Source organism: Halobacillus salinarum, assembly GCF_022919095.1.
GTDB classification, from domain to species: Bacteria; Bacillota; Bacilli; order Bacillales; family Halobacillaceae; genus Halobacillus_B; species Halobacillus_B salinarum.
Map to the genome: position 1 here is coordinate 2028550 of NZ_CP095073.1, position 21993 is coordinate 2050542.

21 protein-coding genes and 1 pseudogene are annotated in these 21993 nt (G+C 42.3%); 20 read left to right on the forward strand and 2 right to left on the reverse strand.

The genetic code is table 11. The features are described from left to right. Positions 1-6: 6 nt before the first annotated feature. The 12 genes from safA (at position 7) to yajC (ending at position 9290) form a co-directional block, all read left to right on the forward strand. Positions 7-1008 carry a SafA/ExsA family spore coat assembly protein gene (gene safA, locus MUN89_RS10315; protein ID WP_244713353.1) on the forward strand — a complete coding sequence of 334 codons (1002 nt, stop codon included), beginning with the start codon at positions 7-9 and terminating at the stop codon, positions 1006-1008. Beyond that, the gene (locus MUN89_RS10320; protein ID WP_244713354.1) at positions 998-1960 is read left to right on the forward strand and encodes an aminoglycoside phosphotransferase family protein; all 963 of its coding nucleotides are present in this window, start codon (positions 998-1000) and stop codon (positions 1958-1960) included. Before safA ends, MUN89_RS10320 begins: the two co-directional genes overlap by 11 nt. 31 nt (positions 1961-1991) lie before the next feature. Next, a complete protein-coding gene (nadE, locus tag MUN89_RS10325; protein ID WP_244713722.1) occupies positions 1992-2729 on the forward strand; it encodes an NAD(+) synthase in 738 nt (245 codons plus the stop codon). A 70-nt stretch (positions 2730-2799) separates the two neighbouring features. After that, a complete protein-coding gene (locus MUN89_RS10330) occupies positions 2800-3366 on the forward strand; it encodes a YhcN/YlaJ family sporulation lipoprotein (protein ID WP_244713356.1) in 567 nt (188 codons plus the stop codon). A 73-nt stretch (positions 3367-3439) separates the two neighbouring features. Then, positions 3440-4192, forward strand: coding sequence for a YebC/PmpR family DNA-binding transcriptional regulator (locus tag MUN89_RS10335; protein WP_244713358.1), 753 nt, complete (start codon positions 3440-3442; stop codon positions 4190-4192). 77 nt (positions 4193-4269) lie between these two features. Beyond that, positions 4270-4833 (forward strand): BofC C-terminal domain-containing protein, encoded by a 564-nt coding sequence (locus MUN89_RS10340; protein ID WP_244713360.1) that lies wholly within the window; start codon positions 4270-4272, stop codon positions 4831-4833. Between the two features lie 130 nt (positions 4834-4963). Further along, a complete protein-coding gene (ruvA, locus tag MUN89_RS10345) occupies positions 4964-5581 on the forward strand; it encodes a Holliday junction branch migration protein RuvA (RefSeq protein WP_244713361.1) in 618 nt (205 codons plus the stop codon). 18 nt (positions 5582-5599) lie between these two features. Further along, complete coding sequence (gene ruvB, locus MUN89_RS10350) at positions 5600-6601, forward strand: Holliday junction branch migration DNA helicase RuvB (protein ID WP_244713362.1); 1002 nt, start codon at positions 5600-5602, stop codon at positions 6599-6601. Continuing rightward, positions 6598-6798 carry a DUF2905 domain-containing protein gene (locus tag MUN89_RS10355; RefSeq protein WP_244713363.1) on the forward strand — a complete coding sequence of 67 codons (201 nt, stop codon included), beginning with the start codon at positions 6598-6600 and terminating at the stop codon, positions 6796-6798. Before ruvB ends, MUN89_RS10355 begins: the two co-directional genes overlap by 4 nt. 20 nt (positions 6799-6818) lie before the next feature. Further along, the gene (queA, locus tag MUN89_RS10360; protein ID WP_244713365.1) at positions 6819-7844 is read left to right on the forward strand and encodes a tRNA preQ1(34) S-adenosylmethionine ribosyltransferase-isomerase QueA; all 1026 of its coding nucleotides are present in this window, start codon (positions 6819-6821) and stop codon (positions 7842-7844) included. Between the two features lie 30 nt (positions 7845-7874). Further along, on the forward strand, positions 7875-9011 hold the full coding sequence (gene tgt, locus MUN89_RS10365) for a tRNA guanosine(34) transglycosylase Tgt (protein ID WP_244713367.1): 1137 nt from the start codon (positions 7875-7877) through the stop codon (positions 9009-9011). Positions 9012-9026: 15 nt separating this feature from the next. Next, on the forward strand, positions 9027-9290 hold the full coding sequence (gene yajC, locus MUN89_RS10370) for a preprotein translocase subunit YajC (protein WP_244713368.1): 264 nt from the start codon (positions 9027-9029) through the stop codon (positions 9288-9290). A gap of 48 nt (positions 9291-9338) precedes the next feature. Here yajC and MUN89_RS10375 read toward each other — a convergent pair whose 3' ends face one another. Beyond that, positions 9339-9722, reverse strand: coding sequence for a TIGR04086 family membrane protein (locus MUN89_RS10375; protein WP_244713369.1), 384 nt, complete (start codon positions 9720-9722; stop codon positions 9339-9341). Between the two features lie 127 nt (positions 9723-9849). Between MUN89_RS10375 and MUN89_RS10380 the strand changes: the two are divergent. Both MUN89_RS10380 and MUN89_RS10385 read left to right on the forward strand, forming a co-directional pair. After that, positions 9850-11138 (forward strand): annotated as a pseudogene (locus MUN89_RS10380) (ArsB/NhaD family transporter). 61 nt (positions 11139-11199) lie between these two features. After that, positions 11200-11850: a DUF421 domain-containing protein gene (locus MUN89_RS10385; protein WP_244713370.1), complete on the forward strand. Its 651-nt coding sequence runs from the start codon at positions 11200-11202 to the stop codon at positions 11848-11850. Positions 11851-11874: 24 nt separating this feature from the next. Here the strand turns inward: MUN89_RS10385 and spoVB are convergent, their stop codons facing one another. Beyond that, entirely contained in the window at positions 11875-13431 is a 1557-nt protein-coding gene (gene spoVB, locus MUN89_RS10390) for a stage V sporulation protein B (protein WP_244713371.1), read from the reverse strand. Between the two features lie 124 nt (positions 13432-13555). Between spoVB and MUN89_RS10395 the strand changes: the two genes are divergently transcribed. The 6 genes from MUN89_RS10395 to MUN89_RS10420 all read left to right on the forward strand — a co-directional run bounded on the left by MUN89_RS10395 (position 13556) and on the right by MUN89_RS10420 (position 21977). Then, a complete protein-coding gene (locus tag MUN89_RS10395; RefSeq protein WP_244713372.1) occupies positions 13556-13849 on the forward strand; it encodes a post-transcriptional regulator in 294 nt (97 codons plus the stop codon). Positions 13850-14015: 166 nt separating this feature from the next. Continuing rightward, positions 14016-16292, forward strand: coding sequence for a protein translocase subunit SecDF (gene secDF, locus MUN89_RS10400; protein ID WP_244713373.1), 2277 nt, complete (start codon positions 14016-14018; stop codon positions 16290-16292). Between the two features lie 125 nt (positions 16293-16417). Further along, positions 16418-16753 (forward strand): LapA family protein, encoded by a 336-nt coding sequence (locus MUN89_RS10405; RefSeq protein ID WP_244713374.1) that lies wholly within the window; start codon positions 16418-16420, stop codon positions 16751-16753. Between the two features lie 57 nt (positions 16754-16810). Beyond that, positions 16811-19123, forward strand: a complete 2313-nt coding sequence (recJ, locus tag MUN89_RS10410) for a single-stranded-DNA-specific exonuclease RecJ (RefSeq protein ID WP_244713376.1) — start codon at positions 16811-16813, stop codon at positions 19121-19123. Then, a complete protein-coding gene (locus MUN89_RS10415) occupies positions 19113-19625 on the forward strand; it encodes an adenine phosphoribosyltransferase (protein WP_244713377.1) in 513 nt (170 codons plus the stop codon). Before recJ ends, MUN89_RS10415 begins: the two co-directional genes overlap by 11 nt. A gap of 150 nt (positions 19626-19775) precedes the next feature. Beyond that, on the forward strand, positions 19776-21977 hold the full coding sequence (locus MUN89_RS10420) for a RelA/SpoT family protein (RefSeq protein ID WP_244713378.1): 2202 nt from the start codon (positions 19776-19778) through the stop codon (positions 21975-21977). Positions 21978-21993 lie beyond the last annotated feature (16 nt).

Consider the following 21993-nt stretch of genomic DNA (forward strand, 5'->3'; position numbering starts at 1 on the left):
GCAACTGTGAGAATTCACATTGTGCAAAAAGGGGATACACTCTGGAACATTGCTAAGAAGTACGGGGTTAATTTTGAAGAGTTAAAAGCAGTTAACACGCAGTTGTCCAATCCAGATATGATTATGCCAGGAATGAAAATTAAAGTTCCTCAAGGGACAAAACAGGTGAAGAAAGAGGCTCCCAAAAAAATGCCTACACAGCATCCTTATAAGGATACATCACCTAAACCGATCCCAGTTATCAAAGAGGATGAAAAGGTAAAAGAAAAGCCAATGCAGCCTGTCAAAGAAAAACCGATGCAGCCAGTTAAAGAAAAGCCAATGCAGCCAATGCAGCCGATGCAGCCAATTATGCCGCAATTCAATATTCCGGTCCAAATGCCAATGATGGAGCAGCAGCTACAAAATTATTATACGACCTTCAACCTGCCTCCAATGCCTAAAGCTCCTGAACCAAAAGCCAAAGAAGCGAAAAAAGAAAAGAAAGAAGAACCAAAAAAAGAGGCTCCAGTAGAAGCAGCCAACACAGCTCCACAAGAATATTACCAGCCAATGCAGTATTACCCTCCTGCCCAGCCGCAATTGGTTCACAGTGATTTTTACTGCTGTCCTCCATACCCGGTTATGATGCCAGCTCATATGCCGATGCATCCGCAAGGACAGATGCCTTGGCAAGGCGAGGATTGGGAGTCGCCATCTTCCGCTTATATGCATGCACAAATGCCGCCTAATTGCGGGTGTGGAGATGACGGTCAGCAAAATCCTGGAATGATGGGATATGGACCACAATTTTATCCGGGGATGCATGGAGCAATGCCTCAAGGCCAACAAGGGCCGATGGCGGGAGGATATGGTCAGCAATGGCCGATGGGTGGTTACGGACAGCAGGCGCCGATGGGAAATTGGAACATGCCGCAATCGATGGGGAATTGGAACCAACAGCAGCCTCCTATGGGGAACTGGAATCCGCAGCAGCCTTGGCGAGGCGATGATGTAGATGAAGACTGACCATAGAGAAGGCGATTCATACACGGATCGCCTTTTCCATTGGCTTCAGTACAAACACGATATTCCCATCACCATAGAAACAGTTATTAAACCTAAGGTTTTTCAAGTGAACATGAATGGCCGGAAATTACTGTTAAAAGGATATAGGCGTGCCCCAATCCTTCAACAGCAGCTTGATTTTTTTAAAGAATGGACAAATGCTTCCCAGATGGCTTCATGCCCCATTCCTTTCCCAGATCATACTTTTACAAAAAGTAAATTGGGATGTGAATGGGGATTATTTGAATGGCTTGAAGGGAGACATGCCGATTTTAGAAGCCACTCGGATCGTAAACAGGCAGGCCGTTTAGTAAAGCTATTTCACCGAACGACGGAAGGGATTACGGCATTGTCCATTCCAAGAGATCCCTTGTATGTAAAGTGGGAAAGAAGGCTAGAACAATTTAAAGAAACAAAAAGTGCATTCAGCCATTATCAAAAAAGCAATATCTTTCATGAAATAGTAACTGTCACAGATAAACAGCTGAACTATTTTGCGGACCATAATTGGGGAGAAATTGAAGAAAGAGCATGGGAGAATCACGATTGGCTTCATGGGGATTTAGCACATCATAATTTTATTGTTGATGAAAATAATCATATGAAATTGATTGATTTTGACCTTCTCCATAATGGTCCACGGTTATATGATGAAATTCAGCTTGCTCATCGATTCCTGCCTTATTTAGAAGACCAGCGTCGAACTTTATTGAATTATTTCCGTCATTCCGAAAACAACAATCTATGGCTTGAGGGTGTCTTAGTCCCGGCTGATTTACTGAGAGAATGGCTGTATGGTTATAAACGCTGTCGTGCAGGTGAGGGATCGCTTGCCGTCCACATTAATAAACTTGAGATCGCCTGGGAGCAGCGTAAGATGTTTGTCCGATATGCTGAGAATATGCTAAAATAGTATATTATAGTGTGAAAGGATGAACAATCCAGTGCAACGAAAAGTAGAGGAATTAGTGGCTTGGCTGCGAAAACAAGTGGAAGAAGCCCATGTTGAAGGACTCCTTGTAGGGGTCAGTGGAGGAATTGATTCAGCGGTCGTAGCGAATTTAATTAAGCGAGCATTTCCGGAGAACTCTCTAGGAGTAATCATGCCTTGTAAAAGCCATTCCAGTGACCAGGAGCATGCTAAGCTCGTCACGGAAGCTTGTAAGCTTGATTCAATTACAGTCGATTTAACAGAAACCCATGATGTCATGTTTGGTACGATTAAACAGCAGCTTGATGATCAGGGTATAACCGATGAGAAACAATTGAAGCTTGCCGATGCAAATTTACGGGCACGTTTGAGAATGAGTACCCTCTATACAATTGCGGCTAATCACAAATACTTAGTTGTAGGAACAGATAATGCTGCCGAATGGCACACCGGCTATTTTACTAAATTTGGTGATGGAGGCGTAGACCTCGTTCCGCTGGTTCATTTGACTAAAGGAGAAGTCAGGGAAATGGCGAAAGTTTTAAATGTCCCTGACGAAATCATCCATAAAAAGCCAAGCGCCGGTCTTTGGGAAGGTCAGACCGATGAAAATGAAATGGGAACGAGCTATGATATGATTGATAAGTACCTCAAAGGAGAAGAGGTTCCTGAGGAAGACCGAAAAATTATTGAAGACATGCATAACCGATCGGCTCACAAGCGACAGCTTCCCCCTTCTCCGCCAGAATAAGTATGGTTAATATTAACAGACTAAAACATTCTTCTTTACCCATAGTAAGGGAAAAAGGAGAATGTTTTTTATGTGGAAACGAACATTGATTTTCCTATGTGCTTCTGTTTTATTATCTGCCTGTCAGGCAAAAGAGCCTAATGCAGAGTCAGATCATAATGAAACACTATACCAGCCCCTGGAATACCGGGGTGATGATAAACCAGAAAAGAAAAAGCAGATACCGATTGGACAAGACAGTTATTTTAAACGTTCGGCTGAGAAAGAATTTAATCATGCTCAATATGGAGAAACGAACAAATCCCATAACAATGATTTTTATAACGAAGAATCAGTAGCCATCACGAAAGCAGTGAATACATTTGATGAAGTAACAATGACCCAGGCTTTTGCAACAGATGATCATGTGTATGTTGCCGTTATGCTGAATCCAAGGGATTACAGAGATCGGAAAATAGCTAATAAAATCAGGCGGAAAGTAGAAGGAATGACAGAAAAGCCGGTTACTGTTTATACAAATACAAGCAACTGGGACCAAATGAAGGATTTAAATGCACGGTTGAAAGCTTCACAAGCTCCAAATAAACTTAAAAAACAAGTACAGGATTTTTTCAAAATGAATAAAGGTGCAAAGTAGTGTTCTTTAATCCCAGCCAACGGATATGATATATTTAAAAGGAAAAGTTTTGCAATGGGAGAGGAGAATGTCCATGGCTGGTCATTCAAAGTGGAATAATATAAAGCGCCGTAAAGGAGCGCAGGATGCTAAACGTGGAAAGGTCTTCATGAAGCTGGCCAGAGAGATTTTTATGGCAGCCAAACAAGGTGGTGGAGATCCTGACATGAACCCAAACCTGCGGCTCGCTGTTGATAAAGCGAAATCCAGTAATATGCCGAATGATAATATTGAACGTGCCATCAAAAAAGCCACCGGTGACCTTGAAGGAGTAAACTATGAGGAAATTACTTATGAGGGATACGGGCCGGGAGGAGTCGCTGTAATGGTTAAAGTTTTAACTGATAATAAGAATCGTACTGCAGCTGATGTGCGCCATGCCTTTAATAAAAACGATGGGAATTTGGGGGAAAACGGTTGTGTGGCCTTTATGTTTCATCGGAGAGGTTATTTGTTAGTGGATCGAAATGCCGTAGACGCTGACGAAGACGAATTTATGCTTGAAGCCATTGAGGCAGGGGCGGAAGACATGGAGACTACGGATGATCATTTTGAGATTTATACAGACCCTGACCATTATAGTGTGGTGAAGCAGACTCTTGAAGAAAGTGGATATCCACTGGAATCTGCTGAAGTGACCATGATTCCTGATTCTTACACCCCTCTAGCTGAACAAGGCGTAGAAAAAATGCTTAAGCTGATCGATATGCTTGAGGATAATGATGATGTACAGGATATTTACCACAACCTTGACGCAGATGAGCAGGTACTTGAAAAATTATCTTAAATTTCCCAGCAGCTCATAATAACTTCTGTTTCTGGTGATACTAGAAACAGAGGTTATTTTAGTTAGGGGGAAATACGATGAATCGCTGGATTACGGGGTTCTTGTTAATTGTTTTCTTTGCAGGGTGGCAGCTGCTGGGAAATCATGAAGACACACTTTCAGGTAAGGATGTTTCAAAACAAAGACCGGTTGTAGTAAAATCCCATGAAGAAGCAGTAGAAACATTAGTTCAGCAGGAACCACTTCATATTAAAGTTGTCCTGAAAGAACATTACAAAGACGGAGTTATAGAAACGACTACTAAGAATGAGACCATCTGGTCCATGATGGATTTCTGGTCCTCTTATGGAGGATGGACAGTCGTTGACCAGACTTTAGATCAAGTAGTATTTAAACGGCAGGTGAACGACATTTCTCCTCTAACAAAACGGGAAGGTTACTTTGGGCTCAATGACAAGGGAGAACTAGCGGTTTTCTATGGCAGTCCGGAGGATGGAAAAGTGATTGAATCTTTTAAACCAATTCCAATCAAGCCTCTCGAAACAAAGCGCAAGACAGAACTTCAGGATGGTATTAAAATTAATAACTTAAAGCATTTTAAGCAGGTATTAAACCAATATACGGATAAACAAAGTCTTTAACTTTGTTAAAAACCGCCGGTAACAGGCGGTTTTTTGGTGTTCTTGTCACTAGAAAAACTTAGGCGAACATGTGCTTGTATGTTACAATAGAGAGTGCTATAGAACTTAAGCAAGAGAGGAAATAACGCCCATGATCGCATATGTGAAAGGTATTTTAACGACGATAGAAGATGATTCTATTATGATAGAGACAAGTGGTATTGGCTACGAAGTTCTTTGTGCCAATCCTTTTCATTTTCAGCAGCATCTAAATAAAGAAGTCAAGATTCATACATACCATTATATTCGTGAAGACAACCAGCTGCTGTTTGGATTTCGCAAAAAAGAGGACAAACAGTTATTTGCACAATTGCTGAATGTCTCTGGGATTGGACCTAAAGGAGCTCTGGCGATCCTCGGAACCGTCAGTGTGCCGGAATTTGCCGCTGCTGTTGAGCAGGAAGATGAAAAATATTTAACCCGCTTTCCTGGAGTAGGAAAGAAAACCGCCCGGCAGATGATTCTTGATTTAAAAGGAAAACTCATTGTCTGGCTTCCGGATGAAGATCATGAACAAACGCTCTTTAATCAGGAAGAAGTAACATCAAGTGAAAAACGTGCCCGGGTGAATGAAGCTCTGGAGGCCTTAAAAGCTTTAGGTTACACCGAAAAAGAATTGAAATTCGTCCATGTAGAGCTAAACAACTCAAAAGCTGTAAACGTAGATGATTATGTACGCCAAGGTCTTCAATTGTTAATGAAAGCCTAACGTAAAGGAGGGAATATTGTGGAAGAACGGATGATTTCTGGAGAATACCAGCTGTCAGATCAGGAAATCGACCAAAGTCTTCGTCCTGAACGACTTAATCAATACATTGGACAGGAAAAAACGAAGAGAAATCTGTCCATTTTTATCGAAGCGGCGAAAATGAGAAATGAACCCCTTGATCATACCCTGCTTTATGGTCCTCCTGGATTGGGAAAGACGACGCTCGCTTCCATCATAGCGAATGAAATGGAGGTTCAGTTTCGGACGACTTCCGGGCCTGCCATCGAAAGAGCAGGGGACCTGGCAGCAATTCTATCCTCCCTTGAGCCGGGGGATGTTCTGTTTATCGACGAAATTCACCGGCTTCCTCGTTCGGTTGAGGAAGTCCTCTATCCTGCAATGGAAGATTTTTGTCTGGACATTGTTGTTGGTAATGGCTCCAGCGCAAGATCGGTAAGACTGGATCTTCCCCCATTTACCCTAGTAGGAGCAACGACACGAGCAGGGCTGTTATCAGCGCCACTAAGAGACCGGTTTGGAGTCCACAGCCGCCTCGACTTTTATGACACGGCGGCACTTTGTTCGATCGTCGAGAGGACAGCTGAGATTTTTCATGTAGCGATTAAAAAAGACGCTGCTGTTGAGGTTGCCCGCAGGTCCAGAGGAACTCCCAGAATTGCTAATCGTCTGCTTAAACGCGTCCGGGATATCGCGCAGGTCGAAGGGGAGGAAACAATTAGTAAAGAAATGACAAATAAAGCCCTTGAAATGCTTCAAGTGGATGATAAAGGACTCGATTTCATTGATCATAAACTGTTATTAGGAATAATAGATGGGTTTAATGGAGGACCTGTGGGACTTGATACGATCGCTGCTACCATAGGGGAAGAATCACAAACGATTGAAGATGTGTACGAGCCGTTTCTCTTGCAAATTGGATTACTTCAACGGACGCCAAGAGGGCGGGTGGTGACACCTAAGGCATACGACCATTTTCAAAGGGAGGTGCCGGGGACTTGACGGGCTTCGGTAAAATCTTTATTGTAATAGGGATTGTTTTCATTATTATCGGCTTACTTTGGAGTATTTTTGGAAAGCTTCCTGGAGACCTCTCTTTCAAGAAAGGGTCAGTCACCTTTTATTTTCCTATTATGACTTCTATTGTAGTAAGCATCATCTTATCACTCATTTTTTATTTTATCGGAAAAATACGCTAACGAAGGAATAGGAGATTCACATGAATATTAAGGAATACGATTTTGAACTTCCTGAAGAATTGATTGCCCAGGTCCCTTTGCAGGAGAGGGCTTCTTCAAGGCTGATGGTATTAAATCGTAAGGAAGAAAGTATGGATCATCATCACTTTTCTGACATACGATCTTTTTTAAAACGAGGAGACTGTTTAGTATTAAATGATACCCGGGTGCTCCCTGCCCGTCTATACGGTGCAAAAAAAGACACAGGCGGCAAAGTGGAAGTGCTGCTGCTGCATCAGGAACAAGAGGATGAATGGGAAGTTTTAGTTAAACCTGCAAAGAAAGTAAAAAAAGGGACAATTATTGAATTTGGTAATGGTAGACTGACGGCTGAATGTACAGATATCCAAGAGCATGGCGGCCGTAAAGTCCGGTTTACTTATGAAGGGATCTTTCTTGAAGTACTGGAATCCCTCGGTGAAATGCCGCTTCCGCCGTATATCAAGGAGCAGCTTTCTGATCGGGAACGTTATCAAACGGTTTATGCTAAGGAGGAAGGATCAGCAGCTGCGCCCACGGCAGGATTGCATTTTACAAATGAGTTGTTAGAAGAGATTCAAGCTAGCGGCGTTGAACTTGCTTACTTAACTCTTCATGTCGGCCTCGGAACCTTTAGACCGGTCAGTGTTGATAAAGTTGAGGAACATGAAATGCATGCGGAATTTTACCAAATGTCAAAGGAAACTGCTGATCAGCTGAACCGAATAAAAAATGAAGGCGGAAGAATCATTTCAGTAGGGACGACTTCTACCCGTACGCTTGAGACCATTATTCGTGATCACGGTGAATTTACGGAAGCCAGAGGCTGGACAGATATATTCATCTATCCACCACAAAAGCTGCAGGCGATCGATGGCTTGATTACAAACTTTCATCTCCCTAAATCTACACTCATTATGCTGGTGAGTGCATTTGCAGGGAGGGAATTTATTTTAAAAGCCTATCATGAGGCAGTAGAAGAAAGGTACCGCTTTTTCAGCTTCGGCGATGCTATGCTGATTGTATAAAAGTAAGGTACAAAGAAAGGATTTATGAGAATGGCCATACGCTATGAATTAATAAAAACCTGTAAGCAGACCGGCGCCCGTTTAGGAAAAGTCCATACCCCTCATGGTTCGTTTGATACACCGATGTTTATGCCTGTAGGTACTTTAGCGACTGTGAAAACGATGAGTCCTGAAGAACTGGAGCAAATGGGTGCCAGCATCATTTTGTCTAATACGTATCATCTCTGGCTCAGGCCGGGGGAGGATATCGTAGAAGAAGCCGGGGGTCTTCATTCTTTTATGAATTGGAAAGGTTCGATTCTCACAGATTCCGGTGGGTTCCAAGTCTTCAGCTTGAGCGATTTGCGACAGATTGAAGAAGAAGGCGTCCATTTTCGAAACCATATTAGTGGTGAAAAGCTGTTTCTGTCTCCAGAGAGAGCGATGCACATTCAAAACTCGCTCGGGGCAGATATTATGATGGCTTTCGATGAATGCCCTCCATATCCGGCTGAATATGATTACATGAAGAAATCAGTAGAAAGGACGAGCAGATGGGCGGAAAGATGTCTCAGAGGACATCAGAAACCTGACAAGCAAGGTTTGTTTGGAATTGTCCAAGGAGGAGAATATGAGGAGCTTCGAAAGCAGAGTGCCAGTGATTTAGTCTCTTTGGATTTTCCAGGATATGCTATAGGCGGCCTCTCAGTTGGTGAACCAAAGGACGTCATGAATAAGGTTCTGGAATTCACAACTCCACTACTTCCCGATCAAAAGCCGAGATATTTAATGGGTGTAGGCTCCCCGGATTCTTTGATTGATGGTTCAATCCGAGGTGTAGATATGTTTGATTGTGTACTGCCAACGAGAATTGCGCGAAATGGGACGTGTATGACGTCACAAGGAAGACTGGTTGTCAGAAATGCTAAATATGCCCGTGATTTTACTCCGATCGATCATGAATGTGATTGTTATACTTGCAGAAACTATAGCCGGGCTTACATTCGCCATCTAGTAAAAGCAAATGAGACGTTTGGGTTTAGGTTAACGACTTATCATAACCTTTATTTTCTGTTAAAATTAATGAGGCAAGTGCGTGAAGCTATTAGAGAAGATCGACTCGGTGACTTTAGAGAAGAATTCTTTGATCAGTATGGTTTCAATAAACCAAACGCAAAGAACTTTTAGAAAGGGGGAATATTAATGCAAACATTAATGGGATTACTGCCAATTATTCTTATGTTTGTTATTTTCTATTTCTTGCTTATTCGTCCACAGCAAAAGAAACAGAAGCAAGTGCAGCAGATGCAGACGGAACTTGAAAAAGGAGATAGAATCATAACTATCGGGGGAATGCATGGAACCATCCACGCTATTGAAGACAACTCGCTGGTCATTTCCGTGCAGGATGGAACCCAAATGAAATTTGACCGTTCTTCAGTCCGCGAAAAGCTTAATAAAGACTAAGTAGAAAAGCCCGTTACGTCTGTTAACGGGCTTTTTGTGACCGATTTTTTATCGTTTCCCCGATTTTTTCGGCAGATTTACTCCGATCATACCACCAAGCCAAGCGGCTGCTAATAACCCTCCGAAGTAGCTTAACTGGGGCAGAGAAATCCATTTATTTTCAAAAATAATTTGGAAAAGTATCATCATGGTTACAAAAATGAAGCCCGTCAGTCCGCCGGAAAGCCACCCTTTTTGTTCCGTTTTGTAAGCAGATAATATTCCGCCGATCGCCAAAATAGAAATACCAGCTACCAGGGCTAATTGATTAAGCGTTTCGTATTCCATGGATGTAAACCTTAATAATAGTGCCAATATGGCTGCGAATAGCAGCATGCCTGCAAAGATAGAACCTACCCCATATCCCAGTACGCCCTGCATCATTTTTTTCATTGAAATCCTCCCTCCCTTTATGTGCTTGTCTTTATCAATATATGCATAGAAGCTTGTAAGATAGAAGCAGATATTTTTCAAGGTTCGTGAATAGGATAGATAAAGACCGTAATAAAGGGGAAGTTCAATGACTACAATGCTTGCATTACTCATTTTTGTCGTGAGTTATCTTTTAATCATGACCGAAAAATTTAATAGGGCACTCGTAGCATTAACTGGAGGCATCCTATTGTTGATGACAAAAGTCTATGAATGGGAGCAGGCTTTTGGTTTTATTGATTGGGAAACCATCGCACTGTTGTTTTCCATGATGGTATTAGTTTCCATTACGAAAAAAACCGGAATTTTTACTTATCTGGCAATTCGTTTAGCTCAAATGGTTAAAGGAAGACCGGTTCCATTGCTGGCTGTTACAGGAATCTTTACGGCTGTCGGATCAGCCTTTCTTGATAACGTAACTACCGTGCTTTTATTTGTCCCTGTATTACTATCACTGACTGAAAGATTACAGCTTCCAGCTTTTCCATATTTATTGGCTACGATCTTCTGCTCTAATATCGGCGGTACATCTACATTGATTGGTGATCCGCCGAATATAATGATTGGACAAGCCGTTGAGCATTTCAGCTTTCTTTCTTTTCTTATTCATTTAGGCCCTGTGGTTCTCGTTATCTTTTTAATTACGATTACCCTGTTAATGGTTCGTTTTCGTTCCTCTCTTACATACAACCAGGAGCTCGCAGAGAAATTGTTGAAGATCGACGCTTCCCAGTACCTTCAAGTTTCAAAATTGCTCGTTCAGTCTGTGTCCGTACTGTTTTTAACGATTGCAGGATTTATGCTCCATCCGTTTTTCCACTTGGATATTACCACGATTGCAGTAAGCGGAGCCCTTCTTCTTTTGTTTATGACAGATAGGGAGCTGGACGTGGAGAAAGTCTTTCAGGAAGTAGAATGGGTGACCTTATTTTTCTTTATTGGCTTGTTTATGCTGGTCGGAGGGCTGCAAACGGTCGGAATTATTGATGAGATTGCCAGGGGAATGGTGTGGATTTCAGGGGGGATCTTCCGATTACCTCCATGGTGATGCTTTGGAGTTCAGGTATCCTTTCAGGGATCGTTGATAACATTCCTTTCGTAGCTGCGATGATTCCTGTAGTTCAGGAGCTGAAGGGCTACGGCATGATGAATGTGGATCCGATTTGGTGGTCCCTGGCTTTGGGAGCATGTTTAGGAGGGAATGGGACATTAGTGGGAGCTTCCGCCAATGTCGTCGTTGCTGGTTTGGCAGCCAGCCATAATCAGCCGATATCTTTTGTGAAATTCACTCTGTATGGACTTCCGGTGTTAATTTTATCTTTACTAATCAGCACTATTTATATTTTTCTAAGGTATTTAATTCCGTTTTTAACATAAAAAAGATGGATTAGGTCATGTTAAGAAGTGTAGAGTTCGAAGAAGGGCAGCTGATCGTACTATGCTTCTAAGCGCAATCATATTCCGAACCATCCTTTCTTATCTGCTTATTCTAGTTATTTTTCGGATTATGGGCAAACGGGAAATTGGCGAATTAAGCGTCATGGACTTAGTTGTATTTGTAATGCTGGCAGAAATCGCAGTATTTTTAATTGAGAAACCTAAGTCATCCATTTGGGAAGCTCTCATCCCCATGGCCATCCTTCTTATTATTCAATGGATCAGTGCTTATGCCTCCTTAAAAAGTCAGACCTTTCGAGATTGGTTTGACGGCAAACCTTCACTGATCATTAGACACGGGAAAATTGATGAGAAGGAAATGAAAAAGCAGCGTTACAATTTTAATGATCTATTGCTGCAGTTAAGAGAACATGGGATCCAACAAGTAAATGATGTAGCATTTGCTATTCTGGAACCTTCTGGAAAGCTTTCGGTTTTTGAAAAAGAAGATGATGGGAGCTCCGATTATGCGGTCATTTTAATAGCTGATGGCCAAATCCAATACAATGGTCTGAAGACGATTCGAAAAAATAAATCGTGGTTATTGAATGAAGTGAAAAAACAAGGATTTCAATCTGTGGAAGACATTTCTTTATGTACGATCAATGATTCAGGAGAGATCCATTTTGATCGAAATAACGAGTTTTCATAAAAAATAACCGTAACAGGGTTACGGTTATTTTTTATGAAGCAGTTTTGCCCAAGGAATCAATTTGATTTCATCAATCCGTACCATTTTTAATAAAAATAACAGAGTGATGTAAAGCAGTGTAAGCATGAACCCCATCGTAAGAAGCTGCGAGAGAGGCTTGGTTTCCAGCAGCCAGTGCGCCTTCATTTCAAAACCAGCCCATCCTGTAATCCCTACAATGAGACCAAAATTGGCAAACATTTTGACTGGCGGTTTAAAAGAAGCTGATCTGATGAGAACGCCTAAGTGTAATATAGTGACAACTACGACGCCCACGACCATAGCAATGGCTACACCATTGATACCGAATTCAGGCTGGGAACTCAGGCCGACTAATACGATAAATTTAATGACTGAACCAATCAATGTATTCCACATCGCAGACTGAGCGAGGTCAAGAGCCTGTAAACTTGCCTGCAGCGGAGTCTGGATATAGTGAAGCAAGAAAAAGGGGGCCATAAATTGTAATAAAAAAGCAGTATTGCTCGTCCCATATACGGCAAGTAAAATCACTGCCGGGAAAATCATAAAGATGATCGTAATGACACCGCCAGAAGCGAGAGACAAGCGGATGGATTGAAGAATCCGATACTGAATCGTCTCCTTAGCATTTTTAGCAGCAGCTTCGCTAATAGAGGGGACAAGTGCTACAGAAAGTGCATGAGTTAAAAATGTAGGGAGAAACAAGAGTGGAAGGACATATCCGGTTAGTTCTCCGTACTGTTTCGTTGATTCAACAGCCGTCAACCCGGCGAATGCTAAGCTTTGGGCGACCAAAATGGGTTCAAAGAAGTAAGTCAGTGACCCGATAAACCGGCTGCCGGTGGTCGGCAATGCAATTGTCATTAATTCCTGAAAGGTTTGTTTTCCCTCAATGATCTGTTTTTTCCAAGTGCTTCTCAGCTTGAATCGTTTGTGTAGATTGAATTGACGCACCATATAAAAAAGAGCTACAAATTCCCCGATGACAACTGCCACCATCGCACCGGCAGCTGCATATTGAACACCATAAGGGTAACAGAGCTTCGTAAGGATCACGACAGCAGCTATCCGTACAATCTGCTCAATTACTTGTGCCGTGGCCTGCGGCTTCATATTCTGCCGGCCTTGAAAATAACCTCTCAAAACGGCCGAAACAGCAGTTATAGGAATAATTGGAGTCACGGCTAGTAAAGGATACAAGGCTCGGGCATCGGTTAGGAAATATTTAGCCACTATTGGGGAAAGTAGAAATAGTCCAACGGTAAATACCACGCTTAAGCTAGCGGTCAATGAAATTGAGACTAATAATATTCGTTTTATTTTTCGTTCATTTCCTGTCGCTTCAGCTTCAGATACCCGTTTGGAAATGGCCACGGGTAAACCGAATTGAGTTAAAGTAATGGCGAGAATCAGAGTAGGCAGGGCCATCATATACAAGCCCACTCCTTCAGGTCCCATTACTCTTGCAACGACTATCCGGTTAATGAAACCAAGCATCCTTGTAATTAGTCCGGCAGCTACAAGAATCAATGCTCCATGTAAAAAGGTTTGTTTAGCCATAGATTTTATCCGCCTTCTCAAAATTTTGAAATTCAGCTACAATGAAGTATATGCGCGAATAGGGACAAGGCATGACAATCCTTCGTTAATTGAAACAGGAAACTTTTTAGGGAGAGGTGGACGTATGGAACAGCGGCGGCCGATAAGCCAATGGAAGACATTTGTTGTGCCGGTTTTGCAAAGTAAGGTGGAAGAGTTTAAAATATTGGGGTATAGCAGGGCAACGAAGGAAGATGTGTGGAGCTGCTTAAGAAAAAAAGTTTGGAAAGGCGAGCCAAGCATGCGGCTCTATGAAGTCGTTCAGGATATCTTTCACCTCAGCAGTCAGCTTTATGTCAGCTATTTAACTGTGGAAGCTTATAAAGATGAAGATTTGCTGGCTTCAATCAAGGCTGTTTCTGGAGAAATGGAAGACTAAAAGTAAATCTTTAGTTGTCAAAAAAAAATTTAGTAGTAAAATTGGTACGGGAAGCTCATCAGCGAGCTTAACGACAATTTTAGATAAGCTTGTACCCTGGTCCGTAAATACATATTGATAACGGGGCATACCTGTCTTTTCAGGAACAAAGGAGGCAAAGAATGTTATGGTGAAACGCGGTCGCATCGTCGCCTTTTTTCTAGTTCTTGTTTTATTAGGAACTTTGATTGCGTCGACTACTACGAACATAACTAAAAATATTAAGTTAGGTCTTGATCTTCAAGGCGGGTTTGAAATCCTTTATGATGTCAAACCGCTTCATGAAGGACAGGAAATTAATCAGCAGGTCATGGAAGCCACAGTCGAATCTTTGAACCAGCGGGTGAACGCCCTGGGGATCAGTGAGACTAACATTGCTATAGAGAATGGCAATCGTATCCGTGTTCAGCTTGCAGGTGTGAAGGATCAACAGGAGGCAAGGAAGCTGCTTTCCACTACAGCGAACTTGTCTTTTCGAGACGTCAATGACAAAGAATATTTGAACGGCTCGGATCTCGTAGAAGGAAGTGCTCAGCAGTCCTACGATCGAAATAACAATCCGATTGTAACACTCGATATGAAGGATCCTTCGAAATTTTACGATGTTACCAAAGAGGTCTCTGCCCGTGAGCAGGATCCTGATACTCCATACTTAGAAAATTTATTAGTCATTTGGCTTGATTATGATGAAGATACTTCGTTTGCTAAAGAGTACGGCAAGGATGATCATAAGTACATTTCTGCCCCTCGCATCAGCAAGCCAATTAGAAGTAAGTCGGTTCAAATAGAAGGAAACTTCACAGTAGACTCAGCTAAGAAATTAGCCAATATTTTAAATGCCGGGTCGCTGCCTGTGAATCTTGAAGAAACGTATTCAACTTCTGTAGGAGCTCAATTCGGCGAGCAGGCGATGAATAAGACGATTTATGCAGGAATCATTGGAATTGCGATCATTTTCTTGTTTATGATGGCTTTCTATCGTTTTCCTGGAGTAATTGCTGCCATTACCTTGACAGCTTATATTTACTTAATCCTGGTAGTCTTTGACTTCATGCAGGGTGTACTGACACTGCCTGGTATTGCCGCGTTGGTTCTTGGGGTCGGTATGGCAGTAGATGCCAATATCATTACCTATGAAAGGATTAAAGAGGAGCTGAAAGCAGGGAAATCGGTGATGTCCGCTTTCAAAGCAGGTAACAAGCAGTCACTTTCCACGATTCTCGATGCCAATATTACGACGTTAATCGCAGCTACTGTTCTCTTTATCTTTGGTACAAGCTCGGTCAAAGGGTTTGCCACTATGCTGATCGTAAGTATTTTAGTAAGTTTTATCACAGCAGTTTACGGTACGCGTCTGCTCATGGGATTATGGGTGAAAAGCCGTTACTTGAACAAACGTCCGAAGTGGTTTGGTGTCAATCCAAAAGATATTCTGTCCATTGAAAAGGGGAAAGAAGTTGAACCAACCTTTATGAGACGGAAATTTGACTTAGTTGGTATCCGTAAACGATTCTTTGCATTGTCGATCGTACTGGTCGTCACAGGGATTATTATACTGGCGGTTTTCCGTTTGAATCTGGGAATCGATTTTACGAGCGGTTCTAGACTATCCATTCTTTCTGATGGAAACATCAAGACCGAGGAAGTGGAGCAAACCCTGGAAGATAAGTTTGGTGTTAAGCCGAAAAAAGTAGTATTATCTGGGGAAAATGATGAAATTGCTGTAGCCAGGTTTGAAAGTGAGCTCGGCAAAAAGAAAATTGGCGAGATCCAAAGTTATTATGAAGATAAATATGGCAACACACCAAACGTAAGTACTGTTTCGCCGGTCGTTGGCCAGGAACTTGCCAAGAATGCGGCACTATCAGTACTCTACGCATCGATTGGGATTATTATCTACGTCACGATCCGCTTTGAGTTTTTCTTTGCGATTACGGCGATCATTGCTTTATTGCACGATGCGTTCTTTATCATTGCGCTCTTCAGCATTACCAGGCTGGAGTTTGATATTACAATTATCGCCGCAATCTTGACCATCGTAGGATATTCGGTGAACGACACCATCGTAACGTTTGACCGAATTAGGGAAAACCTTAGAAAGAGGCGCAAGGTTAAGTCCTTTAAGGAACTTGCCAAAGTTGTAAACGACAGCCTGCTGCAGACATTAACACGTAGTATTAATACAGTGCTAACTGTAATCTTTGCAGCATTGATGCTGCTTATTTTCGGAGCATCTTCGATTACGAACTTCTCCTTTGCGCTAGTCGTTGGCTTAATTGCCGGTACCTATTCTTCCTTATTTATCGCGGCTCAGCTGTGGCTGATCTGGCGCGGAAGAAGCGTGAAAGAAAATCCTTTAGAATTTACTAAAAAGAAACCAAAGAGCGGCGGACCACAAGTCTGATGCGTGATAAAGCAGCCCCTGACCTATTGGGGCTGCTTTTTTTGGATTGGGTGAAAGTTCATCAGGGTATAACTACATTAAAGGATTCATACGATTTCGAAGTATGATAAAGGAGGAAGCGAAGAATGAAGGGGCAGACTTATATCATTTCCGCTCTCATTTTTGCATTATTAATTGCAATTTTTGCGGTCATTAACGTAGACCCTGTACAAGTGAATTACCTGTTTGGATCTGGAGAGGCACCGTTAATACTGGTTATCATCATTTCTGTGTTGATGGGTGGTCTCGTTACAGCTTCCGTTGGAGCCGTCCGTTATTTTAAATTAAAAAGGCAAAACCGTTCCTTAAGAAATCAGTTAGCCAATCTGGAGGAGACTGCACCTAAGGAAGAAAAAGCTGAGACAGCCACTACTCAGGAGGAAGATGACCATAAGGAGAAGCATCGTAGAAATGCAACCTAAATCCTGTTTGCTCCCCCTGCTCCCCTCTTGTATAATAGATGGGTCAGGGGTGAATTTATGCTGCAAAGCAAGATGAGATGGAATTTTACATATGAAGATAGTCTGGAAGAGGTAAAGCCTGTCAATGGGCTGAAACCGCTAACTCAACAACTATTAAAAAATCGTGGGATTATTGATCCTGCCCATATTGATAAATTTCTGCATCCTTCTCTAGAAGATTTACACGATCCATTTTTAATGGGTGGAATGCAGGAAACGGTAGATCGAGTAAAGCTGGCCGTTCAGCAGGGTGAATCTATCCTTGTTTACGGGGACTATGATGCGGATGGAGTTAGTTCAACAACGGTCATGCTTGAAGCCTTGAAGGCGATGGGGGCAGATTGTGATTTCTATATTCCAAACCGTTTTTCTGAAGGTTATGGACCTAATGAAGACGCGTTTATTTTTGCGAAAGACTCTGGATTTTCCGTCATCATCACAGTGGATACAGGGATTGCTGCGGTACACGAGGCAGAAGTCGCTAAGCGTCTAGGAATGGATCTCATTATTACTGACCATCACGAAGTTCAGGAAACTCTGCCGGATGCGTTTGCCATTATCCATCCAAAGACTTCCCCTAATTATCCATTCCAGGAGCTTGCTGGGGTTGGGGTGGCATTTAAAGTAGCTGAGGCATTGCTGGGCCGGCTTCCTGAGGAGCTGCTGGAGCTAACAGCGATCGGTACTATTGCTGATCTTGTTCCTTTGAGGGATGAGAATCGGTTGCTGGCTTATTTTGGTCTGAAGGCACTTTCCCGAACCGAGCGCCCAGGACTAAGAGCTTTGAAGGAAATTTGTGGTGTAGACGGGGAAATCAATGAAGAAACCATAGGGTTCACCATAGGTCCCCGGTTGAATGCAGTAGGACGATTACAGGATGCAGGGCCGGCTGTAGAATTGTTGATATCTAACGATAAGCACGAAGCCATGCAGCTGGCAGAATTTATTAATCAGCTGAATCAGGAACGTCAAAAAATCGTAGCTGACATTGCTAAAGAGGCTGAAGAAATGGTGCTCAGCCAGAATGGTATGAATCGAGTCATCATAGCAGCTAAGGAAGGCTGGAATCCAGGGGTTCTGGGAATTGTAGCCTCGAAGCTTGTTCGTAAATTTGACCGTCCGGCGATCGTGCTTGGGATTGATTCTGAGACTCAAGCAGCAAAAGGGTCAGCAAGAAGCATAGACGCTTTTGACCTTTTTCAAAATTGCATGGAGGTAAGAGAGCGGTTTACACATTTCGGCGGACATGCGCAAGCAGCAGGAATGACTTTGCCGGTAGAGGAGATTGCGGGCTTACAGGAAGATTTAAACCGTCTCGCAGCTGAAAAACTTTCGGCAGAAGATTACCAGCAGGTACTGGATATAGCAATGACAATTGAAATTGACGATATTACTCTCAAGCAAATTGAAGAAGTAAATCAGCTTCAACCGTTTGGTGTAGGAAATCCTAAACCATTGTTTCGCGTGCAGCAGTCTCCGAAGGAAATCAGATTGATTGGCAGTCGGAAAAACCATCTAAAACTCCAATTCCAAAAAGCTAAGTCTCGTTTGGACGGCATTGCTTTTGGAATGGGGGAACTCTATCAGAAGTTATCTCCTCAAGCTAATATGGAAGTCGTGGGGGAACTTGGAATTAATGAATGGAATGGGCGGAAAAATGTCCAAGTCATGATAAAAGACCTTAAAGTCAGCGAATGGCAGCTCTTCGATTTTCGCGGTTCTAAGCAATTAGACAAGCAAATTCCATTGCCGGAAAATGAAAAATATGCTGCACTTTCCTTTCACCAGATGGAGCATGCCCCTCATAATATCCCGGTGTTGAGCCCGACAGAGATGATGGAAGCTGAACGATTGGACGGGATAGTCGTATTGGATCTGCCAAACCGGTTAGAGGAGCTGGGAGAGGTGGTCAACGCTTGCAAGCCGGGGAAAATATTTGCATGCTACCGCATAGAAGATAGTGCATTTCTTAAAACTTGGCCGACTCGTGACCATTTTAAATTTTTCTATGGTATGCTTATGAAGCGCAAGTCTTTTAACGTACGAACTGAAGGCGAACAGCTCGCTGCTCGGAGAGGCTGGGATAAGTCAATGGTTGACTTTATCTCCCAGGTGTTTTTTGAACTTGAATTTGTTAAAATGGAAGATGGTTTACTAACGATTAACGCTAAACCTTCACAAAAGGATTTACAGGAATCAGTTTTGTACCGTGAAAAACAGTACCAGATGAAAGTGGAACAGAAATTATACTTTTCTACATTTAGAGAATTGAAGGACTGGTTCAATGCTTATATGGAATCAGTCGAGGAGGAAGTAGTAAATGGATCTTAAAGAACATATTGCAATTGTGGAGGATTGGCCTAAGAAAGGCATCCAATTTAAAGATATAACTCCATTAATGGACAATGGAAAAGCTTTTAAAGCTGCAGTAGATGAAATTGTAGAGTATGCACAGGATAAAGAAATTGATATAGTCGTAGGTCCGGAAGCAAGAGGGTTTATCGTAGGCTGCCCCGTATCTTATGCACTGGAAATCGGCTTTGCTCCTGTGCGTAAGGAAGGAAAGCTTCCTCGTGAGACGATCCAAGTGGATTACGGTCTTGAATATGGGAGTGATGTGCTCACGATCCATAAAGATGCCATTAAACCAGGACAACGAGTGTTAATTATAGACGACTTATTAGCTACGGGCGGTACAATTGAAGCGACCATTAATCTTGTAGAGCAGCTGGGCGGGGTAGTAGCCGGTTGCGCGTTCCTTATCGAATTGACTTATTTAGATGGACGTAGGAAACTGGATGGTTATGACGTTTGTACCTTAATGCAATATTAATTCGGAGAGTGCCCTTTCGGTCAGGGCGCTCTTTATTTTACAATTGAGTAAATCTAAACGATTTTTCTTTACATTTTGTCGGCTTTTTTCGATAATGATAAGCAAACCATAGTATTTGTGGAAGTAGTTTAAAGAGACTAGGGTGATTGTATGGCTAAAGATACTGTTTTAACCGCCGAAGAAGTCATTGAACAGGCGGGTACCTATTTGAATGAATCGGACCTTGCATTTATCCGCAGGGCTTTTCAGTTTGCTGAAAAAGCCCATAGCGACCAGTATCGTAAATCCGGGGAGCCTTATATTATTCATCCTATTCAAGTAGCAGGTATATTAGTAAACCTGGAAATGGATCCTGAAACGGTGGCTGGCGGTTTTTTGCATGATGTTGTAGAGGATACAAACGTTTCCCTAAAGGATATTGAAGAAGAGTTTAATACCGAGGTTTGTATGCTCGTCGATGGAGTGACAAAACTAGGGAAAATTAAATATAAATCGAAGGAAGCCCAGCAGGCAGAAAATCACCGCAAAATGTTCGTAGCCATGGCTAAGGATATACGAGTGATATTAATCAAACTGGCCGACCGCTTGCATAACATGCGGACGTTAAAGCACCTTCCTCCTGAGAAACAAAGAAGAATTTCCAATGAGACATTGGAAATTTTTGCGCCTTTAGCTCATCGACTGGGAATTTCTACCATTAAATGGGAGTTAGAGGATACTGCACTGCGTTATTTAAATCCACAGCAATATTACCGTATCGTTCATTTAATGAAGCAAAAGCGGAACGAACGGGAATCCTATATTGAGGAAGTCATGGATGAGATTCGTGATCAGCTCAAAGAGGTTAATATTGACGCAGATTTAAATGGCAGGCCGAAACACCTCTATAGTATTTATAGAAAGATGGTTCTTCAAAACAAACAATTTAATGAGATTTACGATTTGCTTGCTGTCCGTATTCTCGTTAACAGCATTAAAGACTGCTATGCTGTGCTTGGTATTATTCATACTTGCTGGAAGCCTATGCCAGGAAGGTTTAAGGATTACATTGCCATGCCGAAGCCAAACCTCTATCAGTCTCTCCATACGACTGTGATCGGCCCAAAAGGCGATCCGCTGGAAGTACAAATCAGAACGCATGAAATGCATGAAATTGCTGAGTATGGAATTGCTGCCCACTGGGCTTATAAAGAAGGGAAGCAAACAGCGGAACAGTCTTTTGAGGAGAAACTGACATGGTTTAGAGAAATATTAGATTGGCAGAGCGAGACGCATGATGCGGAAGAATTTATGGAATCGTTAAAAGTAGATTTATTTTCTGACATGGTGTATGTATTTACACCTAAAGGAGATGTTATCGAGCTTCCTTCCGGTTCAGTCCCGATTGATTTTGCTTATCGAATTCATACCGAAGTGGGAAATCAAACGATAGGATCGAAAGTGAATGGTAAAATGGAGCCGCTCGATTACGTCTTGAAAACGGGAGACATCGTAGAAATGATGACTTCCAAACATTCGTACGGCCCATCCAAGGATTGGATTAAGCTTGCTCAAACCTCCCAGGCAAAAAATAAAATCCGGCAATTTTTCAAAAAGCAGCGGAAAGATGAAAACATTGCAAAAGGAAAAGAACTCGTTGAGGATGAAATTCGAAATTCGGAAATTCAGCCGAAAGAAGTATTTACAGCAGAGAATTTAAAACGGGTAGCAGAGAAATTCAACTTCGCTAATGAGGATGATATGTTTGCGGCTGTTGGTTATCAGGGGATTACTGCTGCTCAAATTGCAACTAGATTAACTGAAAAGATTCGCAGGCAGAAAGAGCAGGAACAGGATCTTCAGCAGACGTTAGCTGATGTAAATACAACAGAGATAAAAACTTCTTCGTCATCGGGGAAAAAAGATTCAGGAGTCAGAGTGGAGGGTGTTGATAATCTTCTTGTCCGCTTGGCCAAATGCTGTAACCCTGTGCCTGGAGATGATATTATCGGCTATATTACGAAAGGTAGAGGTGTATCCGTCCACCGAACGGATTGCCCGAATGTCAAAGCCGAAGAAGCCCAGTCGAGATTACTTCCTGTATACTGGGAGAATTCCATTACGGATACAAAACAATATCACGTGGATCTTGAAATCTGGGGCTATGACCGCCGAGGTCTCTTGAATGAAGTGTTGCAAGCTGTGAATGAAACGAAGACTAATATTACCGCTGTCTCAGGGAAATCTGACCGAAATAAGATGGCTACCATAAATATTACAATCCTTATCCAAAATATTAGTCATTTGCGTAAAATCGTAGAACGGATCAAACAAATTGCTGACGTGTATACTGTAAGGCGGGTTATGCAATAAACGAGTAGTGGAGTGG